The organism is Blastocatellia bacterium (assembly GCA_025054955.1).
Classification (GTDB): domain Bacteria; phylum Acidobacteriota; class Blastocatellia; order HR10; family J050; genus JANWZE01.
Genome location: JANWZE010000026.1, coordinates 1 through 18,773 on the forward strand (window position 1 = coordinate 1; position 18,773 = coordinate 18,773).

The 18,773-nt window shown below is 55.1% G+C and carries 9 protein-coding genes; 5 read left to right on the forward strand and 4 right to left on the reverse strand.

The window, feature by feature from the left end; all coding sequences use genetic code 11:
• Positions 1–203: 203 nt before the first annotated feature.
• The 3 genes from NZ823_02895 to NZ823_02905 form a co-directional block, all read right to left on the reverse strand.
• On the reverse strand, positions 204–356 hold the full coding sequence (locus NZ823_02895) for a hypothetical protein (GenBank protein MCS6804073.1): 153 nt from the start codon (positions 354–356) through the stop codon (positions 204–206).
• Positions 353–1,915, reverse strand: coding sequence for a sigma-54-dependent Fis family transcriptional regulator (locus tag NZ823_02900; protein ID MCS6804074.1), 1,563 nt, complete (start codon positions 1,913–1,915; stop codon positions 353–355). The genes NZ823_02895 and NZ823_02900 overlap by 4 nt, the downstream gene beginning before the upstream one ends.
• Positions 1,916–2,062: 147 nt before the next feature.
• A complete protein-coding gene (locus NZ823_02905) occupies positions 2,063–2,278 on the reverse strand; it encodes a hypothetical protein (protein MCS6804075.1) in 216 nt (71 codons plus the stop codon).
• Positions 2,279–2,617: 339 nt separating this feature from the next.
• On the opposite strand from NZ823_02905, the gene NZ823_02910 reads away from it, so the two are divergent.
• The 4 genes from NZ823_02910 to NZ823_02925 all read left to right on the forward strand — a co-directional run bounded on the left by NZ823_02910 (position 2,618) and on the right by NZ823_02925 (position 14,001).
• Positions 2,618–5,857, forward strand: a complete 3,240-nt coding sequence (locus NZ823_02910; protein ID MCS6804076.1) for a protein kinase — start codon at positions 2,618–2,620, stop codon at positions 5,855–5,857.
• 89 nt (positions 5,858–5,946) lie between these two features.
• Positions 5,947–7,641 carry a tetratricopeptide repeat protein gene (locus NZ823_02915; GenBank protein MCS6804077.1) on the forward strand — a complete coding sequence of 565 codons (1,695 nt, stop codon included), beginning with the start codon at positions 5,947–5,949 and terminating at the stop codon, positions 7,639–7,641.
• Positions 7,642–7,666: 25 nt separating this feature from the next.
• Positions 7,667–10,180 (forward strand): Ig-like domain-containing protein, encoded by a 2,514-nt coding sequence (locus NZ823_02920; GenBank protein MCS6804078.1) that lies wholly within the window; start codon positions 7,667–7,669, stop codon positions 10,178–10,180.
• Positions 10,181–10,242: 62 nt separating this feature from the next.
• The gene (locus NZ823_02925; GenBank protein ID MCS6804079.1) at positions 10,243–14,001 is read left to right on the forward strand and encodes a TonB-dependent receptor; all 3,759 of its coding nucleotides are present in this window, start codon (positions 10,243–10,245) and stop codon (positions 13,999–14,001) included.
• Between the two features lie 839 nt (positions 14,002–14,840).
• Here the strand turns inward: NZ823_02925 and NZ823_02930 are convergent.
• The gene (locus NZ823_02930) at positions 14,841–16,739 is read right to left on the reverse strand and encodes a matrixin family metalloprotease (GenBank protein ID MCS6804080.1); all 1,899 of its coding nucleotides are present in this window, start codon (positions 16,737–16,739) and stop codon (positions 14,841–14,843) included.
• Positions 16,740–17,141: 402 nt separating this feature from the next.
• Between NZ823_02930 and NZ823_02935 the strand changes: the two genes are divergently transcribed.
• Complete coding sequence (locus tag NZ823_02935) at positions 17,142–18,695, forward strand: sigma-54-dependent Fis family transcriptional regulator (GenBank protein ID MCS6804081.1); 1,554 nt, start codon at positions 17,142–17,144, stop codon at positions 18,693–18,695.
• Positions 18,696–18,773: the final 78 nt, after the last annotated feature.

Here is an 18,773-nt window from a genome sequence, read left to right on the forward strand (position 1 = left end):
GGCCGGATTTCGTGAATTCAAAAATTCAAAGATCAAGCGAACGTCTCAAGACAGAGCAATCAGTGTGCCATGTGGGAGCGAGTTGATCAGAGAAGTGGCAACACTTAGCTCTACCAATGGATAAATGAAATTCGCTGATGAGCGAGTAGAGACCTGTCGGAGGCATGGGTTGCGAAATATCGCAAGTTTGCAAGTCGCTCATCTCAAGGAAATGAAGCAAAATCCTTCAGCATCAGCCAGAAGCCATGGTTGCGACAGATCGCAAGCAGGTTGCGACAGATCGCAAGCAGGTTGCGACAGGCCACAATCGGGTTGCGACCGATCACAAGTTCTCGTTCCGCAAACCCGCGCTTCATTTCTTCCTGATTTCAATTCCCAGCTTTTTCATCTTGCTATGAAGTGTGGAGAGGGGAATCTTGAGCATCCGAGCGGCCTGGCTCTGATTGTAGTTGGTCATCTGTAGCGCAAGCTCAATCCGGTCTCGGATGGCGGCCTCCAGGCTTAGGTCTTTCACATCTGGCTCAGCGGCCTTCACTGGGCTTGTTCGGATCGGCTCCGGCAGGTGTTTGACATCCAGGATTTCACCAGGCACGGTGGCCACCAACCGCTGAATGAGATGTTCTAGCTCGCGCACGTTGCCCGGCCAATCGTAGGCTTGCAAGGCCTCGTAGAACGCCGTCGTGGCGCAGCCCACCGTCTCTACCTGATGGCAAACACCACAGACGCCTTCGCCCAGTAGGTCGCGTCGCATCTGTTGACAATGCTTCTGAAGAAAGTAGCCGGCCAGCAACGGGATGTCCTCACGGCGCTCGCGCAAGGGCGGCACTCGGAGCGCAAACACACTCAAGCGGTCATAGAGGTCTTCCCGAAACCGCCTTCGCGCCAACAACACAGAGAGGTCCTGGTTCGTCGCCGCGATCAGCCGCACATCCACACGAAGCGGCACATCCCGCCCGATGCGTTGCACCTCACCGTATTCAATCACCCGCAACAATGCTGCCTGAACTGTCCGAGGGGTATCAGCAATTTCGTCCAGGAAGAGCGTACCGCCTTCAGCCGCTTGGAATTTGCCTGCCCGTTTGCTGGCCGCGCCTGTGAAGGCATGCCGCTCATGTCCGAACAGTTCATCGGCCACCATGCTCTTTGGAAGCGCGGAGACGAGCACCGGCACGAATGGTTTGTCCCGCCGGTCGCTCCAAAAGTGAATCGCGCGGGCCGCAACTTCCTTGCCGCTGCCACGCGCGCCGGTGATGAGCACAGGGGCGTTAGTGCTGGCAATGAGACGGATCTGCCGCTCTAGCTCAAGAAAGGCCGAGCTGGCTCCAATCATGTCTACTTGAAGCTCACTCCGTCTCATCTCTTCTCTGAACAAGAGACGACGGATGGCCAGCACTGCGTCCGCCGCCAATGTTTCAAGCTGACACCGGTGCGCCTCACGGTAGTATCTTGGGCGGGACGACTCCACATACAGTATGCCCATGACTTGCGCCCCGTCCAGCAACGGCACCCAAAGCGATGAGCGGCTGCCGGCCAGCAAGGGAAAATGAGTCGGATCGTGGCGGTGGTCGTCACTGCTGTACCACCGGCCTGATTGTATGACCAGCTCGATGGCGCTTCGCGGATTCTGCTTCCACTTCTTTACCAGATCGGCCGGCGTATCAGCTAACGCGCCACGCAGCGCAGAAGCGACTAACTTCGGCTCCTGAGCGAAAAGCTCGAAGACGAACAGGCCACCTCCTACATCCGAGCGAGTGAGTGCCAGCGCCCGTTCCAGCAGATGACACACCAGCCGGTCTAAATTCGTCGCAGGCCGTGATGCTAGGGTCAGCAGGTGATAAAGGAAATTGGTCGGTAGTGTTGCGCTGCGGACCTCCCGCTCGCCTACTCGGTTTGAACGCGAATCAGAGCGGCGCATTGACCAACTCCTTACAATGAGGCGTCCGCGCTAATGAGTTTAGCCAGCTCGGCAGCCAAAACTTACTTTCTAAAGAAGCCAAAACTCTGCACGTGTCAACCAAAAATGATTTGCCTAGTTCTTCGTGCCCTCGGTCACTCTCTGGGGCTAGAAGATAATAGGTATAGCAAGCGTTCCAGGGCCACCCGCCGGTCCTGGGTTACCGAAGATGAGAATGAGGAACCCAATAACCAACGTCGCCAAGGCCAACGTATTCGAGCCCAATAACACGGCCAGGAGGAGTCCAACTTTGGGAAAAGCCACGGGAACCGCGCAAGCAAGAGGAATAGCAACCATGCCAATCAGCGCCAAACCCTTCTTCATAGTGACCTCCATCGAGATGTTGGGTGACATATCTAAGGCGCGCCCATTCTATGTTATTGCCTATCCCTTGTCAAGAAAATTCTAAAGTGTGCCCTGCTGCCGAATTTGCGTGCTGGCCAAGGAGCTTGGATGAGTTATCAGATTGCAGACTGACATTGCGGGCTCCTGGCAGGAGGCCGCTCAATCGCAGGCTTGACACAGGTTCGGCAGATCACTACTCTATGGCTCGGTGTTGATCAATCAGGACACGGGCGCAGGAGATCCGTCGAAAATGAATCGCTGCTTCTGTCGTCAAGCATAGTGATGGCTCACAAGAGACTCACTCCGAGGAAATAACTCATGAGTACGCCGTTGATGGCTCGCTATGAAGTGCTTGGCACCTTGGGCAAAGGTGGCATGGGCGAGGTGTTGAAAGCGCGTGATCTTCAACTGAAGCGGGTTGTGGCTATCAAGAAATTGCTGCCTAGCTCGCTCGGCGGTGAAGAGGCAAAAGCGCGATTTTTGCGGGAAGCGCGGCTGGCGGCGCAACTGAGTCACCCCAACATCGCTACCATCTACGATGTGTTCGATGCCGATGGTGAAGCTTTCATCGTGATGGAATTGGTTGAAGGAGAGACGCTGCGTGAGCTGACGGCGCGCGGCCCGCTGCCGTTGGATCGGGTGTTTGACATCGGCTTACAAATCGCTAGTGCGTTGGCAGCCGCTCACAAACAGCATGTCGTTCACCGGGACATTAAATCGGATAATATCAAGATCACTCCGGATGGACACGTGAAAATACTGGATTTTGGGCTGGCCAAGCGCGTTGAAACGATTGATCCGACCATTGAGCAAACCGTTAAGGCCGAGTCGTTGTGGGTTACGCAAGAAGGCTTCGCGGCTGGCTCGCCTGGGTACACGGCTCCTGAACAATGGCGCGGCGAACCGGTTGACGCGCGCGCTGATATTTTCTCATTCGGCGTCGTGCTCTACGAGATGATCACTGGCCAGTCGCCATTCCCCGGCAAGTCAGTCGTCGAACGGATCACTGCGACCATGCACGTTGACCCCAATCCGGTGACCCAGTATGCCTCTGTGCCGGGCCAGCTCGAACATGTCGTCAAAAAAGCGTTGGCCAAGAATCCGACCGAGCGGTATCAGTCGGTGGTTGAGATGCAACGCGACCTGGAATCACTCCGCACGCAACAGCTCATGGCGGCGACCGTCGGCCAGATGCCGGCCGATGTGTCGGCTTCAGCCGCGTTGCAAGCGCGATACGAAATACTGGGTGAGTTGGGCCAAGGTGGCATGGGCAAGGTCTACAAGGCCAAGGATCGGAAGCTTGGTCGCATCGTCGCCGTCAAAGAGCTTCGTCAAGGCGTGCTGGCCGATCAGACCTCACGCGCTCGATTTTCCCGCGAAGCAAAATTACTGGCGCAATTGAACCACCCACATGTAGCCACCATCCACGACATCATTGAAGATGGCCAGCAACTGTTCATCATCTTGGAATACATAGATGGGGAGCGGCTGCTGGACAAGGTCAAGGCCGGCCCGCTGCCTCCGGAGCAAGCTTATCAATTTGCTCTGGAAGGAGCCGAGGCGCTAGCTCACGCGCACAATCATCAGATCATTCATCGCGACATCAAAACGGCCAACATCATGCTGACGCGTGATGGTCACGTCAAGGTGCTCGATTTTGGTCTGGCCAAGCGGCTGACGCCCGAAGAGCTTTCTCAATATGCTCAGACACAGAGCATCGCCATCGGATTAACAGCAACCCGCGTGACGTTCGGCACGCCGAAATATATGTCACCGGAACAACGCATGACCGCCGACGTTGATGCACGCAGTGATTTGTTCTCATACGGCGTTGTTTTGTGCGAGATGCTGGTTGGGGAATTGTCACTCATGGGTGAAGTGGTCGCCGAATTGCTCGAGACGGACCCTGCGTTGTGGCCAGCGCCGCTGAATCGAATTCCTAAGCCGTGGCAACCAATCCTGAAAAAGTGTCTGGCTCGTGATGTTGACGCCCGCTATCAGACAGCGGCTGAGTTGATCGCTGATTTGAAGCAGCTTCGATACGTGGCTGACGAGCGTACCGAAATGGCCACCATCGCTGAACGCGCCGTTGAGTGGCCACGAGAAAGGATTGCTGCTGGACCGCCCGTCATGCCGACCTTGGTGCGCAGTGGACTGGCGCTCGTGCCGGCTTTGTTCCTGGTTCATCAAGTTGGGCAGGCATCTTCAGCCATCGCCGCGCTGTTCTACCTAGCCCTGCTAATTGCGCTGCCGGTGATGATTTTTCAATTGCCCAGGTGGCTCGCCGGCCGCTTCATGTTCATGCGCCAACTGGTTCATGAAACCAGTGCGTTGGCATTTCCACTGTTGATGGTCAATCTGGTTTTGGTTTGTCTGGCGGCGATGAGTTTCTTCGATTTCATGGGCTGGCAGAGCTGGGGCGATTGGCGATACGCCGTTCGTCATGAACCGGTGAGCCAGGACATTGTATTGGTAGCCATTGATGCGGAAACGAAGGCCTATTTCGACACGGTGTTGCAAAAACCGCTGAAAAGCGGCGCCGATCTGTGGAAATTGCGCGAGTACCATCCGATTGTGCTGCGCAAACTGGCTGCCGCGCAACCAAAGGTGATCGCCTTCGATTTGTACTTCAGCCATGTCAGCGAAGTGCCTCAGTATGATGATGCGTTTGCTGAGGCCTTGCGCGAGGTGCGGACCCAACATCAGATTCCTATAATCGTTGGACAAGATTTTGATCCACAGCAGCACGAATTCGTGCCGACCACAACGAAACTGCAAGCTGCGTTGGCCGATTCACCGGATCAGCCGTTTTGGGGTCATCCTATTGTATTATCGGATCAGACCGGTGGACCTGGCTTCGAGCAGGGCATTGTTCGTGTCGTGCCGATGCAGATCGTTCGCACGGCCAGCCTCGATGGCCATGCTGCCACGCTATGGTTTCCTTCGATCTCGCTTTTGATGATGACTGCTGGACAGTACGATATTGGCATAGAGCCGGCCGGTGGGATATTGACTGTCGCTCAGGTGCACATCCCACTTGATCGTGGTTCGCCCTACCTGAAGAATTTGCCGCCGGGGCCATACCACTATCAGTATCACAACATGCTGGTCAATTTCCCCGATGAGCCATTTCGCACTGTCTCGTATGCGAGCCTTATCAATGGCGAAATTAAGCGGGACGATTTCTTTCAGAAGTATGTGTTAATTGGCAGCGAGTTTCCCGATTTTGAGCCATACCGCTCAACACCCTTGGGGCAATGGTCGCCTTACAAAATTCACGCCAGCGCCCTCAATACGATGTTGCTGAAGCAGTATATCCGGCGGTTTGATGGCCTGGGCAAGTTGCTCGTGATGTTGGCTGCTGCTTATCTGATTTTGGCCTTTGCTATCAGATGGCCTGCGCCATCATGGAGAATCGCAGCGTTGACCGCTGGCGTTTGCGTGGTGATGTTTGCAGTCGCATTGTTCTTATTCTTGCGTGAGCGCATTTGGTTCGATGCGAGTTATCCCAACCTAGCCGCTGTGTTGACAGGGATATTGGTCTACGTGAAGCGGTGACCAAAAAAATCTTTCACTGTGATAACGCTTTTGAACCATTGCGCGTCTAATAGCGTGCAGGCTCAAATCGAGAGATGGAGATCGGGCGTATGTTGCCGAGGCTGAGCAAGAATCTTCACAAGAGCCAGGTCTGTTTATTGATTGTCATCGTGAGCATGCTAGCTACGCCGGTGTTGGCCCAGACGCAAGTTGGTCAGATTCGTCACATTGAGAAGCCGCCGACGGGCGCCAGCGAATTTGCCTCGCGCGAATTAGTCCGTAGCGTGGAAGTCTTTCGCCAGAATGGCCCGCGCGATTTTGGCTACAAGGACATGCCATTGCAGGCTGGCGATGGCATCGCCGTTCGCAGTGCTGATCCTCGCGTCTATCGGGTGATCGTCGGTTTCACGGATCCGACCCGTCAACAACTCAAGATTGGCCCCGGCCGGGGGATTGTCTATCTGGCCGGTCGAGATAGTTTTCGCGCGGAGGCTGAGCAAGGCTTTCTCGGATGGGTCAAAGGCAAAGTGCAAGCGACGACCAAATATGTTCAAGCGATTGCGCCGGGCACGGAGTATGGGTTGGTCATTGATGGCGAGCGAGCGCGCGTCTTTGTTTGGGAAGGAGAAGTGCGCGTGACTAACCTCGGCCCCAATCCACTGACCGTTGCTGTCACTGAAAAGAGAGTGACGGATGTGTTCGGTCCCAATCAACCGAGCCAACCGCGCGTGCCTAAATTTGAGGAAGTCAGAGAGCTTGTCCTTTTCGGCCTTGACTTAGACCCGGTCATCCGCGCCACGGTCACCGACGAACGACTGCGCCAACGGTTACATGAAGACCTGATCCGCGCTCTTTTTGAAAGCCGCGTCCAACGGAGCGCCGTCGCACCGCAGATCAATCTGGCCAATGCGTATCTGTTTTTAGGAAAGACGCAAGATGCTTTGAGTATGTTTGATGAAGCCGAGCGGATTTCGCCTCGACCGGCAGCCATATTTAACGGTCGCGGCGTCGCGTTGACACAGCTCGGCCAATATGCGCAGGCGGCCGATGCGTTCAATCAAGCGTTGAGCCGCGACCGTGACTCAATCTACTACAATAATCGCGGCAATCTTCTGCTCATACAGGGCAGTGAGAAAATCGAGCAGGCCCTGTCTGACTACGACCAAGCCATTCGACGGGATCGAACCAACGCCGCGCCACTGAACGGCCGCGCAGTAGCGTTTTTCCAGCGAAACGAATTCCTGGCAGCGGAAGCCAATCTGAACCAATCATTGCGATTGCGCGACCGCGCTGTTGCTCGCAGTAATTTGGGGAATCTTTGGTTGATGCAAAACAGACTCGCGGCGGCGGAGGCTGAATATGCCAGGGCATTGCAGTTCGATCCCCAGGATGCCACCGCATTGCATAATCGCGGAGTCTGCCGGTTGAAGCAACAGCAGTTTGAACAAGCCCGCGATGATTTCGCCGCTGCGATTGAAGCTGATCCACGACAGGCAGCCCCACGCATCGGCTTGGGACTAGCTTACGTTGGCTTGAATCGGATAGATGAGGCTGTGACGGCGTTCATCAGCGCTCTGCAACCCGATTATACCAATCGAACAGCATACAGAAATCTGGCTTACTTGTTCATCAGCCGAGAGCAGGCGCGCAACCTCATTCAACAACGCTTACAACAAACGGCCGACATCGAACCTGCTGCGCAGGCGCCGCTGAACCAATTTATTCGATTTTTAGAAACGTTGCCGTCCGTGCCTCGCGCAGACTTTGACCGCGCATTTGACCGATTTCAATTAGCCGCCCGGTGAAGTTCGTTCAAGGAGAATTCAAATTATGAACAGAGGGGTTCGGCTTAGAATCATGACACGATCATGGCTAGCTATCATGGTGAGTGTGACACTATGCTTGCCATTACTGCCAACGAGCCGAGCAGGTCAACTGCCGCTGCTCGTGCTGGCGATCACGCCGGCCAATAATGCCACAGGCGTTTCGACGCGAACGACGATAGTGGCCACTTTTTCACAAACCCTGATTGCAGAGACTGTCAACCGAGAGACCTTTCTGCTGATTCAGCCTACCGGCCAACCCGTGGCAGGTATTGTCACCGCCACTGGTCCGCTTGCTGTTTTTGCGCCGCTTCAAGAATTGTCACCCAATACGTCCTACCGTGTGCTCATTCGAGGTGGTCCGAATGGTGTGGCCGGAGGTCTTTTCGGATTCCCGTCGTTTTTGGTTCAGGATTTCACCAGCCGTTTTACCACCGGCTCCGGGGGCGCAGGCGATGGCACGGAGGTTACACCTGAGCAAGGCGGCACAGTCACAGACCCGCGTCGTGGGTCTGCCATTATTATCCCACCGAATACGCTGCGGGTGACGGCTCGCGTGCGTGTGCTTACGCTCGATACGCTTGATCAGCAGATCAACAACGATTGTGGCGTGCCAATTCGACCAGGCGAAGAGCTACCGGGGGTTCCCGGCTTTGAGCGTGTGACTGAGGTGGTGCGCTACGAGGCGGACCCTTGCGGCGTGGTTGCTTTTGCGCCGGGAGGCCGTTTGTTATTGCCGTTGATCCAGCAGAAATTTCCTATAGGTTTACCGATTCGCTCAACAGCCCCATTTCGCCTCTTCGAGTTATCCCGCCGCGGCGGCCGATTGCAGTTCCTCGACACAGGCATTGCGGCTAAGCTCACCTCGGAAGGCGGGACAAATCGCACGCGCGGCAATTTCGTTACCACGCCGGATATTCAGATTTTCGGTACCTTTGCTGCCTTCCGGCAAATATCTCAGAAGAAACATTCGGGCAGCGATGCGGACGACTTCGCGGTGGCCGAGGCGACATCCGCCGTTGAGCAGAACAATCCGGTTCGGCTCTACTTTCCCGTCATCAGCCAGGGCAGCGGGCGCGCCACGCGAATTTCTATCGCCAATCCCGATACAAGCGCCAACGTGGACATCCTGTTCAGGGCTTACCGCGATAACGGAACGCTAGCCGGCACGCAACTGCGCACGGTCAATGCCAATCGTCAAGCCTCATTCTTGGTGTCTGATCTATTTCCGACATTGACGAGCGGAGCCATCATCGCCGAGCGTCAAGCTGGCGGCGCCCTGACGGGCTTTTACGAAATCGCCGATAGCTTCACGGCGCCAAATCGGCTGAGCGGCGCTGAAGCCGCCACACAGCTTCAAACCACGTTGCTCTTTCCGGTGGTCAAGTCGTTGAATCAGGTATTCACGGAAGTGCATGTGTTCAACCCACATGGGATGCCGGTCAATATCACGCTCTCAGGGTTCACTGCCGCAGGAACACGTGTGCCGGCAACCAACGCCATCGGTCAACCGCTGACGACAATTTCTTTGTCGCCGTTTGAGAAGTTAATTGTTTACAACGATGGCTCGACAACAAAAGCCAACGTGCGTCTCGATTTTACCAATCTTGACGGTGGTTATGTGTTCGTTCAATCGGTTGATGCTGTTGCGATCACCGGTGGAGAACTGTTTGGCGAGATGATGAGCGGGCAGATGAGCCTGGCGTTGCTTAACAGTTTACCGTTCCCGCGTGGGTGTTTACCTTCGAGCACCGACCCATGCGCTTGTCAAGTTGGCAACCCCGCCACGTCACCCGTGCCCAGTGCGCTTCATCAGCACACGATGTATGCTCCGTATTTCGAGAATGACCCGGCCAGCTCGATCATCTATTTAGTCAATGTCAGCGAGCATCCGGCTGAGCTGGGCTTTCGCGTGTACGGCGAGGATGGACAATTCCGGGCCAGTTTCCCGCCGACCGGTTTTTTGACGATTGCGCCTCATCAGGTGTTTCAGGCTGACCCAATGACCCTTTTCGGGTTTAATCCAAGCCCCGGTTATGTGCGTGTTGAGGATCAGAACTCAGCATTTGTCGGTGGATTGATCAATCGCAACACGTCAACCGGCCGATTTGCCACGATCATTCCGCTGATTCCTGACGATCCGCAGATTACGCAAATTCCTACCAGCACGTACTTCTCGCGCGTGCAGATTGATCCAGCTTCGGCAAATCCACGTCAGACGACAGGTATGCTGGTGATGAATCCGACGCTGAATTCGCTTCAGTTTCGCATCCGGATTACGACGCCTACCGGTCAGCTCCGGCAATCATCGGTTCTGACCGCGCCGGCGCTTGGAGCGTATACGTTGACGCGGCTGTCGCTAGCCACGCTGTTTTCCGGGTTAACCCTGAATGGCGGATACGCCAATGTGCTCGTGACGACGGTGCCCGGACCGGGGCAGGGCGGCCGGGTCATTCCCGTAGCCACGTATCGCACCAGCCAGCTCGTTTCGACGGTGCAACAACAGAATCAGCAGCCGTGATCGCTCATCGTCGGCTGTGATCATCACGGAGGGAAACAATGCAGATACGGTGGAGGTGGTGGATGCGTTACGTGTGGTTGCTCATGATCTGTGCTGTGCCTGCTGCGGCGCAGGTTCCGATTACCGGTCGAGTAGTGGGAACGATTGAGAACGAAGCTGGGGTTGCGCTGGCTGATGTCCGCGTCACGCTGGCCTATCAAGGGGCAGCGCCATCCACAGGCGCAGTGATGCCGCAAGCTCGAACGGTCAACTCCGATAGCAATGGTGTGTTTGTCATTGATCAGGTTGATCCGGGTCTCTATCGGTTGACTGTTCAGGCCGCATTTTTCGAGCCAGTGACGACGACGATTGAAGTCCTGACGGCTAACTCCAAAATCCTCAAGATTGTGCTCGGTCGGCGCAGTCGCGTGGCTTTTTCAACCGATGTCGCTGTGGAAGATGGCTTCCGTGTCCCTGTGATTTCAACCGTTGAATTTCAGCTTGGCACTGATGTGAAAGAGCCGGTGGTCAATACGCGTGAAGGGCAACTTGGCGGGTCGTTCGAGCCGCAGCGCATCACTGCATTGCCGCTCGACGGGCGAAATTACCTTGATCTGCTCAAGCTTCAGCCAGGCGTGTTCGATGAAAACGGCGGAGAAGGATTCGCTTCGTTCAACGGCGGACGCGGCACAGCGCAAAACTTCACGCTCGACGGCACAGAGAATACCGATGCTGATGTGGCGCTCCCTTCGCTGTTTGAAGATGGGGCAGTTTCGCTTGATGCCATTCAAGAATTTCGCGTCATCACCAGCAACGCGAATGCTGAGTATGGACGCAATTCAGGCGGACAAGTCAGCTTGTTCGTCAAGCGCGGCGGCAACGAGTTTCACGGGCTACTCTACCACTACTTCATGCACGATAAGCTGAATGCGCGAAATTTTTTCGATCTCGATCCGCAGTTCATCAAGCGTGGATTAAAGCCGCCCGCGCTGCGCCATCAATTTGGCGCTAATGGCGGCGGGCCGCTGGTGAAAGATCGTCAGTTCTTTTTCACGAGCTATGAGGGCTTTCGTAATCGCGAAGGATTGCCGCGCCATCCGCGCGTGCCAACCGTTGGGGAAGTAGACGGCGTGAACCTGTTTCGCAATCAACTGGAAGCGCAATTCCGCTTTGTCGAAAACCTTGAACCTAGTGGCCTGCCGCCTTCGAGCTTTCCTAGTCCGCTGCTCACCGCTCTGTTCAAGTTCGGTTATCCGGCCCCGACGCGGCCGCTGATCACGCCAAGCGGAGAGCCGGATTCAGTCGTCGGCATTTTCGACACGACGGTTCCGTTCCAGAACGACACGGACAGTTTCATCGTGCGAACCGATCATCAACTGACAGCCAGCAATCGCATGCACGTGCGCTACGGGCTGAGCAATGGCGATGAAAGTATTGTCGGCAACGGTCTGCCTGGCAGCGGCGCTGGCAAGGACTTTCGCACGCAGAACGTCTCGATTGTCAATACCCATCTGATCGGGGCCAATCAGGTGAATGAATTTCGCTTCGGTTTCAGTCGCAATCGCGTTGATTTCCCGACCGCACAAACGCCGATGGCAATTCAGAGGCTGGCAGGCATGACACTGGCTGAAGCGCTTGATTGCGGCGCTGAAGCCTTCAGCGTTGAATGTCAGCAGAGTCGGCGAACCTTCGCTCAGTTGTATCCGTCCATTCGTTTCGGCGCTGATAACAGCACCAGCCAAGGGTTTCCTTACTTCATTTTTCCGAGCGGCACGTTTGCTAATTTCGGCGTTGACGCCGGTCTGTTTCCACAAGGCCGAGCGCGCAACACATTCCAGTTTGGCGACACCTATTCGGCTGTGGTTGGACGTCACACGATTCGCGCGGGCATGGATATTCGCCGGTTGCAGCAAAATTCTATTTCTGGATTCCACCTGCGACCGTCGTTCATTCTTGTAGATATTCCTGACCGCGCTGCTGGCAGTATTCCTGGCATCAGTTCAGATCAAATCTTCGGCGGCCAGCAAAACTATTTCTTCACGCGCGAATGCGGCGCCGGCGATATGAGAGCGTGCGCGGCTTCAGATCGCAATGGCGACGGCATCCCTGACGGCCCGATCATCCGCGGCTTGCGCAGCACCGAATATGGGTTGTTCATTCAAGACAATGTGAAGTTGACGCGCCGACTGACCTTGGATGCTGGTTTACGGTATGAAATTTTTGGACGAGAAGGTGAAGCTGATAGCTTCTTGTCGCGGGCTACGAACGCGCAGTTTTTACCGAATGGGACTTTGTCACCGAATTTCTCGGTACAACAATTTGGATCAGGCATCGGTCGCACGGTGCGCGACGCCGACTTGAACAATTTCGGGCCGCGACTGGGCTTGGCCTGGGACCCATTCGGTGACGGGAAAATGGCTGTGCGGGCCAGCTACGGCATCTACTATGACCACATTCAGGGGACAACGATATTCCCCAGTCAATTGAATCCGCCGGGTGTGCTAGGCTTCTCGATTCCCAATGACATCATCTTGGCGAATGAGTCTCGTGTGTTTGGTCGCGTTGGCCTTGTGCCGGTGAGATTGGCGCCGGGCGCGTTGCTGCAAACCGATCTGGGCGGCAACGTCGCGATCGGGCCAAATGGCCAACCAGGGCGGTATCCGTTGCCCTTGCACGTGATTGATCCGGCCACTCGCGACCCCTATACGCAACGTTGGAATCTGACCATCCAACGCGAGCTCGATCAGGATACCTTGATTGAGCTGAGCTACGTCGGCTCGAAAGGAACTCGCTTGCTGCGCGTGCGCACGCCGAACCTGGGGCCGTTCATCATTGATCAACCAGCGTTGGGTCAAATTTTCTTTGGCGATTTTCGCTCATTTCGCCGACCGAATACGCAGTTTGGCTCGGTGACTTGGCAGGAATCTTCGGCCAACTCGATCTATCACGCTTTTCAATTGCACGCACAGCGACGATTCAGTCGCGGCATCTCGTTTCAAGTTAGTTACACGATCGGCAAATCGCTGGATGACGCCTCCAGCAACGTGGCCGATGCCGGTCGTGGCGGCAGCATATTCCCGCAGAATTCGTTTGATCTTTCTTCAGAACGGGGTCGTTCGGCCTTTGACGTGCGGCAGCGGCTGGTCTTCAACTATGTCGTTGACTTGCCGCTGGGGCCGGGCCGGACGTTTCTGAGCAATGTGAATGGAGTTGGTGGCCGTCTGCTGGAAGGCTGGTCGGTCAGCGGCATCACGGTTATCCAGACCGGCTTCCCCTTGACGTTGCTGGCCGGTTATGACGTCAATGGCGATGGCGTATTGAATGATCGTCCTTTTTTAGTCCCGGGTCGTTCGTTGAATGACTTGCTTGTGCCCGGTGGCGGGAAGAACGGGAACACACGCTTTTTCCGCGACCCGACCGGCGGCGATAATCAGTTCTGTGATTTCAATGGAACGCCCACGACGAGCTCATTTCCTTGTCAACGGAGTCGCAACATCGTCACGCCGGGACGACAGCGATATTTCTTCGATCCAACCGCGCCAACCTACTTCGATCAACGGCCCAATCTGCTCCGCCCGTTTGATCCGAACCTGTTATTGGGACGTGGCCTGTTGACCGGCCCGGGTCGCATCAAATTCGATCTGGCAGTGCGCAAGGTCACAAGCTTGAGCCGTCTGCGCGAAGGCATGAACATCGAACTGCGAGCTGAGTTCTTCAATCTGTTCAATCACACGAATTTTGCTGATCCCGAAGTGAATATTCTCTCGCCACAGTTCGGTGAGCTGACAGCTACCTCGACATCTTCACGGCTGATTCAACTGGCGCTGCGCCTGGCGTTTTAGAGTAGTTTTCAATTGCCTTTAGCCCAGGGCCTCGCATCTTGCGGCTAAAGGTGAAGCGTATGCTCCCAGGATAAACTCATTCACAAGCCGCTCTAGTAGCAATGCAACTGCAATTCGCTATAGTGAACCACGAAGAGATACAAGGGGCAGGAGGAATCCGAAACCCGAGGCCCTCTTCGAGGGAAATCAGCCCTCTTCGAGGGAAATCCCAAACCCTAAATCCGAAATCCGAAACAAATTCCAATGACCAAACTCCAAAAAATCCGAAGCACTAAATCCGAAGCCCAAAGCCCGCGGAGCGGGAAATCCCAAGCCCCTGCGGGGAAATCCCAAGCACGAAATCCGAAATCCGAAACAAATTCCAATGACCAAACTCTCAAATGTGATAAAGGGAGTGGGGCAGTGTTTGGAAGATTGGGATTTTGAACGTTTCAACTTGTTTCGGATTTCGAGCTTCGGATTTCGCATTTCCCTCGAAGAGGGCTTCGGATTTCCCTCGAAGAGGGCTGGATTTCCCTCGAAGAGGGCTTCGGATTTCGAGCTTCGGATTTCGGATTTCCCTCGAAGAGGGCTTCGGATTTCCCTCGAAGAGCTTCGGATTTCGAGCTTCGGATTTCGGATCTCTCCCGAAGACGGTTTAGGGTTTTGGATTTTGAATTTGTTTCGGATTTCGTGCTTGGGATTTGGGATTTCCCTCGAAGAGGGCCGGATTTCCCTCGAAGAGGGTTTGGTATCAGATTTTCAAAACAAAAAGGGAGCGGCACTGGGCCGCTCCCCCTGTAATGCGCCGTTCGTCCTGGCAGGCTCATGCAGGACGAGCGACGCCGGCAGTCGTTCGGTTATGGGTCTACAATGATGGATTGATAGTGGGCCAATCCGTTATCACCTTCAGAACTTTCGGTCACGATGCCCGTGCGATCCATGAAGACACCAATGAAGTAAGTGCCTGGCGTGACATCGGCGGGGATCGTCAGCGTGCGCGTGAACGAGCCAAAGCCGCCAGCATTCGCAAAAGCGCCGGTGTTGAATCCAAGCAATCGGTCGCCGGTTGAGATGATGTTGTTGCTGCTCAGGTAGAATCCGATCTCGAAGTTACCGGAATTGAGATTGCCTCTATTGCCAAAGCTGTATTCCAACGTCACACTCTGACCACGACGAATCCGCGTGGGCAGGGCATTGACACGAACTGCCGCGGTGGATTCACTGTCGGTTCGCTTGACCCAGTTACTCGCATACAGATTGCGCTCACTGCCACTGCCAGGATAGAGGAACCGGACGCCAGCGCGATCATCGGCATGAAAGCCTTCAACAGCGGCGCCATACGAATAGATCGAATTCATGGTGGCGACAACGCTTCGATCTTCATGTCGAAGGCCCAGCGCGTGACCGAACTCATGACGGGCGACACCGCGGAAGCTGAAATTTGAATAAGGCGGCGCGGCATCGGCATCTAAGCCGGGCACGTATGGCTGATCCACGTTGAACCACACATCTTTATCGCGAATCTCATCACCAGAGGCGGTATGGAATGTTACAGCCAGAATGCTGCTGCTATCGAAGCTCGATCCATTCATGAAGACGACAGAGTTGATGCCGTTATTATGATCGTGATGATTGGTCGAACGAGTGCGCACGTAGAAGCGGAACGCGGAGCCTGTCACCGCATTCCAATCGCTCATCGCATATTGCGCGTTAAGATTCCAGGTACTGCCTTCGGGGAAGCTGACCGGATGCAGATCGAAGGTCATTCGCGCATCTTCCCACACCACTTTGTTGCCACCAGAGGTTCGGTATGAGTAAGGAAATGCCACGCTGGCGCCGCAGCCAATAATGAGGCATAGCCCGATCAGCTTTTGCAGGCTGGAGCGGCGATTGCGGCTTCGTGAGCGTGAACGGAAGAAGAGGAGCGCGCCAAGGCTGAGTGGCAGACCAGCCATCAAGCTCAACGGGCTGCTGCCGGAGGATGATGAAGGTCGCGTGGCGCTCAGCTCGCCATCAGGCGGCGCAGCCGGCTTCTCGGTGCCTTGTCGGGGCGCAGTCGTGGGAGAGACATTCTTTTGCTCTTGCTGCAATTTGATAGGAGTGCGCTTGATCTCTTCAGCAAGCTGCCGGACGTTGACCAGGAACTCCATCGCGGTCATGGCCTGTCGCAGTCCACGTCGAGGATTGGTTTTGACAGGTTGACTGACTTGCCCTGTTTCAGTGATGCCGCCAAAGGCACTGCCATCGGCCTTTAACTGGACAGCCTCTTCAGCTTTGAGCAGCTCACCATTGCGAATTCCTAAAATAGGCCGACCGGCGGCATCCAGGATCGTCTCACGGCCTTGATCATCTATCTCGATGCGGAAGTATCCCTGCGACCAGCCGACTAACGGGCAGATGGCCTGACCGTTGCCATGAGCGAAGAGCAAGACCTGCTGGTCTCGTTCAAACATTGGCACTTCGCCGACCTCAATCGTGGTATCGCCGACGGTGCCACCTTCAAACCGCAACTCAACGGTGCTACCGACTTGACCTTTGAGCGCCTCACTCAGCGCGAACGTCACGAATGTATAAGTGGTGGTATGATCGGGTGACCATTCGCTGCGAATATCAATGACGCGACCGGTGAAGATCATCTCCGCTTCATTGGTCAGTTCATTCAGGTTTTTGGGAATGAGCGTCGTCGCCCACGTCATGGTGGCGCTGGCGCTCACGATCAATGTGAGGATCAGTGCGTATCGTAGTAGTGTGTGCATCGTTTTATCTCCTTTGGTGTGATGTGTGTTGCTCATAACTCAGAGCGAGCTGTTGTGCAACCGCTGTGCCATCAGTAGAAGAGGTCTCAGAGATGGTGCAGGCCTATTGGTCAGAGCTTGTCACGACAATGCGTTACGCTTCGTCAGCCGCATCCACCAAGATGATCGCTCTCCATTGCGCTTGAGATAGACCGGCCCGCTCAAGGTTGACATCGGAATCTGCTTTCAGTCGGTAAATTGCGCACGCATCGCCAGTTGATCGAACGTGGTAACGAAATTAACGTTTTGTGAACGTCGTTGACAGGCGGGTGATCTCGTGGTAGGCTGGCGGCAAACTTGCAGCATCCACCCATCGTCATCATGGGGAATGGATGGTTCGTAATTGGACGTGAAGGAGGCGCAATGTCACAATCAACCAAAGCCACACAGATCAACGTCATGACTCCGGCAGAAGACAAGCTGCTGGCCATTTTGAATATATGTCAAAAGATGAATTCAGAGCGCGATTTGCCGGCTCTTTTTAACTTGATTGCCCGTGAGGCGGCGCGATTACTTGAGGCCGACCGAGCGAGCATCTTCCTATTGGATAAAGAGCGAAGTGAATTGTGGTCCATCGTGGCGCTTGAGAGTGATCCCATTCGGTTTGACGCGCGACTCGGTATTGCCGGCGCAGTGGCGTTGACTGGCCGGGCAGTCAATGTGCCGGATGTAAGTCGAGACCCACGCTTCAATCCGGGCATTGATGCGCGGACGCGCTACCGCACAAAGAGTGTTCTAGCCGTTCCGCTGCGGAATCATGAAGGCGAGGTGATTGGAACCTTCGAGGTGCTCAACAAAAAGACAAGCGAAATGTTTACTCAAGCCGACGAAGACCTACTCAACGCATTAGCTGCTCATGCAGCGATTGCGCTGGAGACGGCTCAACTGTTGGGTGAACTGAAACAGCATCGCGATCAGTTGCTCGAAGAAAATACGCAATTATGGCGCGAAGTTGAAGGCCGTTTCTCGGCTCACAACATCCTTGGCACAAGTGAAAAGATTCAGCACATCGTCCGACTTATCGAACAAATCAGCGACACGACAGTCAACGTGCTCATCACCGGCGAGAGCGGCACGGGGAAAGAGATGGTGGCCAAAGCGATTCATTACAACAGCCCACGTGCGCGACAGCCGTTCGTGGCGTTGAATTGCGCTGCCTTGCCGGAGAACCTTGTCGAGAGTGAACTCTTTGGCATTGAAAAAGGCGTCGCGACGGGCGTAGATCGCCGGATCGGCAAGTTTGAAGAAGCTGACGGGGGCACGTTGTTTCTGGATGAAATCGGCGATCTGAGCCTGAGCGCGCAGGCGAAAATTCTGCGCGTGCTCCAAGAAAAAGTCGTTGAGCGTGTCGGCGGTCGAAAGCTCATTCCGGTTGATGCTCGCGTGTTGGCTGCGACCAATAAAGACTTGGAAGCGGAAATCAAGAAAGGAACGTTTCGTGAAGACCTCTACTATCGGTTAAAGGTCATTCATATTCAAACGCCGCCATTGCGAGAGATTCCACAAGATATACCACTCTTGGCCAACTATTTTTTGAATAAGTACTGCCAGGAGATGAACCGCGAGCCGAAGCGATTATCGGCTGGGGCGCTCCGCTGCCTGACCGGATACGCCTGGCCAGGCAATGTGCGACAGCTCGAAAATGAAATGAAGCGCCTGGCTGTTTTTGTGCGGCGCACGATTGTAACCGAAGAAGATTTGTCAGACGCAATCCGCAGCCCCGGACCTGCCAAGTTGCTGGCCGGCATTCAATCGGGCCGCTCGCTCAAGGAGGTTGTTGAGGAGATTGAGAAGCGGATGATCCTGGAGGCGCTGGACAATTGCCGATGGAATCAATTGCAAGCGGCCAAGGTCTTGGGTCTGAGTCGGCAGGGCCTGATCAAAAAGATGAAGCGGTATGGGATCAAAAATGGATGACGTTGACGTTGATTGACCTGTGCGTCTACACTTGTGCCGTCTTTACCGATCACCAGCGCACCTGAGGGTGCGTCAGGA

What these genes read in the sequence shown, in the direction of transcription:
- NZ823_02925 (MCS6804079.1), top strand. Translation starts at nt 10,243, where the DNA reads ATGCGTTACGTGTGGTTGCTCATGATCTGTGCTGTGCCTGCTGCGGCG.
- NZ823_02895 (MCS6804073.1), bottom strand. Translation starts at nt 356, where the DNA reads ATGAAGCGCGGGTTTGCGGAACGAGAACTTGTGATCGGTCGCAACCCG.
- NZ823_02935 (MCS6804081.1), top strand. Translation starts at nt 17,142, where the DNA reads ATGTCACAATCAACCAAAGCCACACAGATCAACGTCATGACTCCGGCA.
- NZ823_02900 (MCS6804074.1), bottom strand. Translation starts at nt 1,915, where the DNA reads ATGCGCCGCTCTGATTCGCGTTCAAACCGAGTAGGCGAGCGGGAGGTC.
- NZ823_02920 (MCS6804078.1), top strand. Translation starts at nt 7,667, where the DNA reads ATGAACAGAGGGGTTCGGCTTAGAATCATGACACGATCATGGCTAGCT.
- NZ823_02915 (MCS6804077.1), top strand. Translation starts at nt 5,947, where the DNA reads ATGTTGCCGAGGCTGAGCAAGAATCTTCACAAGAGCCAGGTCTGTTTA.
- NZ823_02930 (MCS6804080.1), bottom strand. Translation starts at nt 16,739, where the DNA reads ATGCACACACTACTACGATACGCACTGATCCTCACATTGATCGTGAGC.
- NZ823_02905 (MCS6804075.1), bottom strand. Translation starts at nt 2,278, where the DNA reads ATGAAGAAGGGTTTGGCGCTGATTGGCATGGTTGCTATTCCTCTTGCT.
- NZ823_02910 (MCS6804076.1), top strand. Translation starts at nt 2,618, where the DNA reads ATGAGTACGCCGTTGATGGCTCGCTATGAAGTGCTTGGCACCTTGGGC.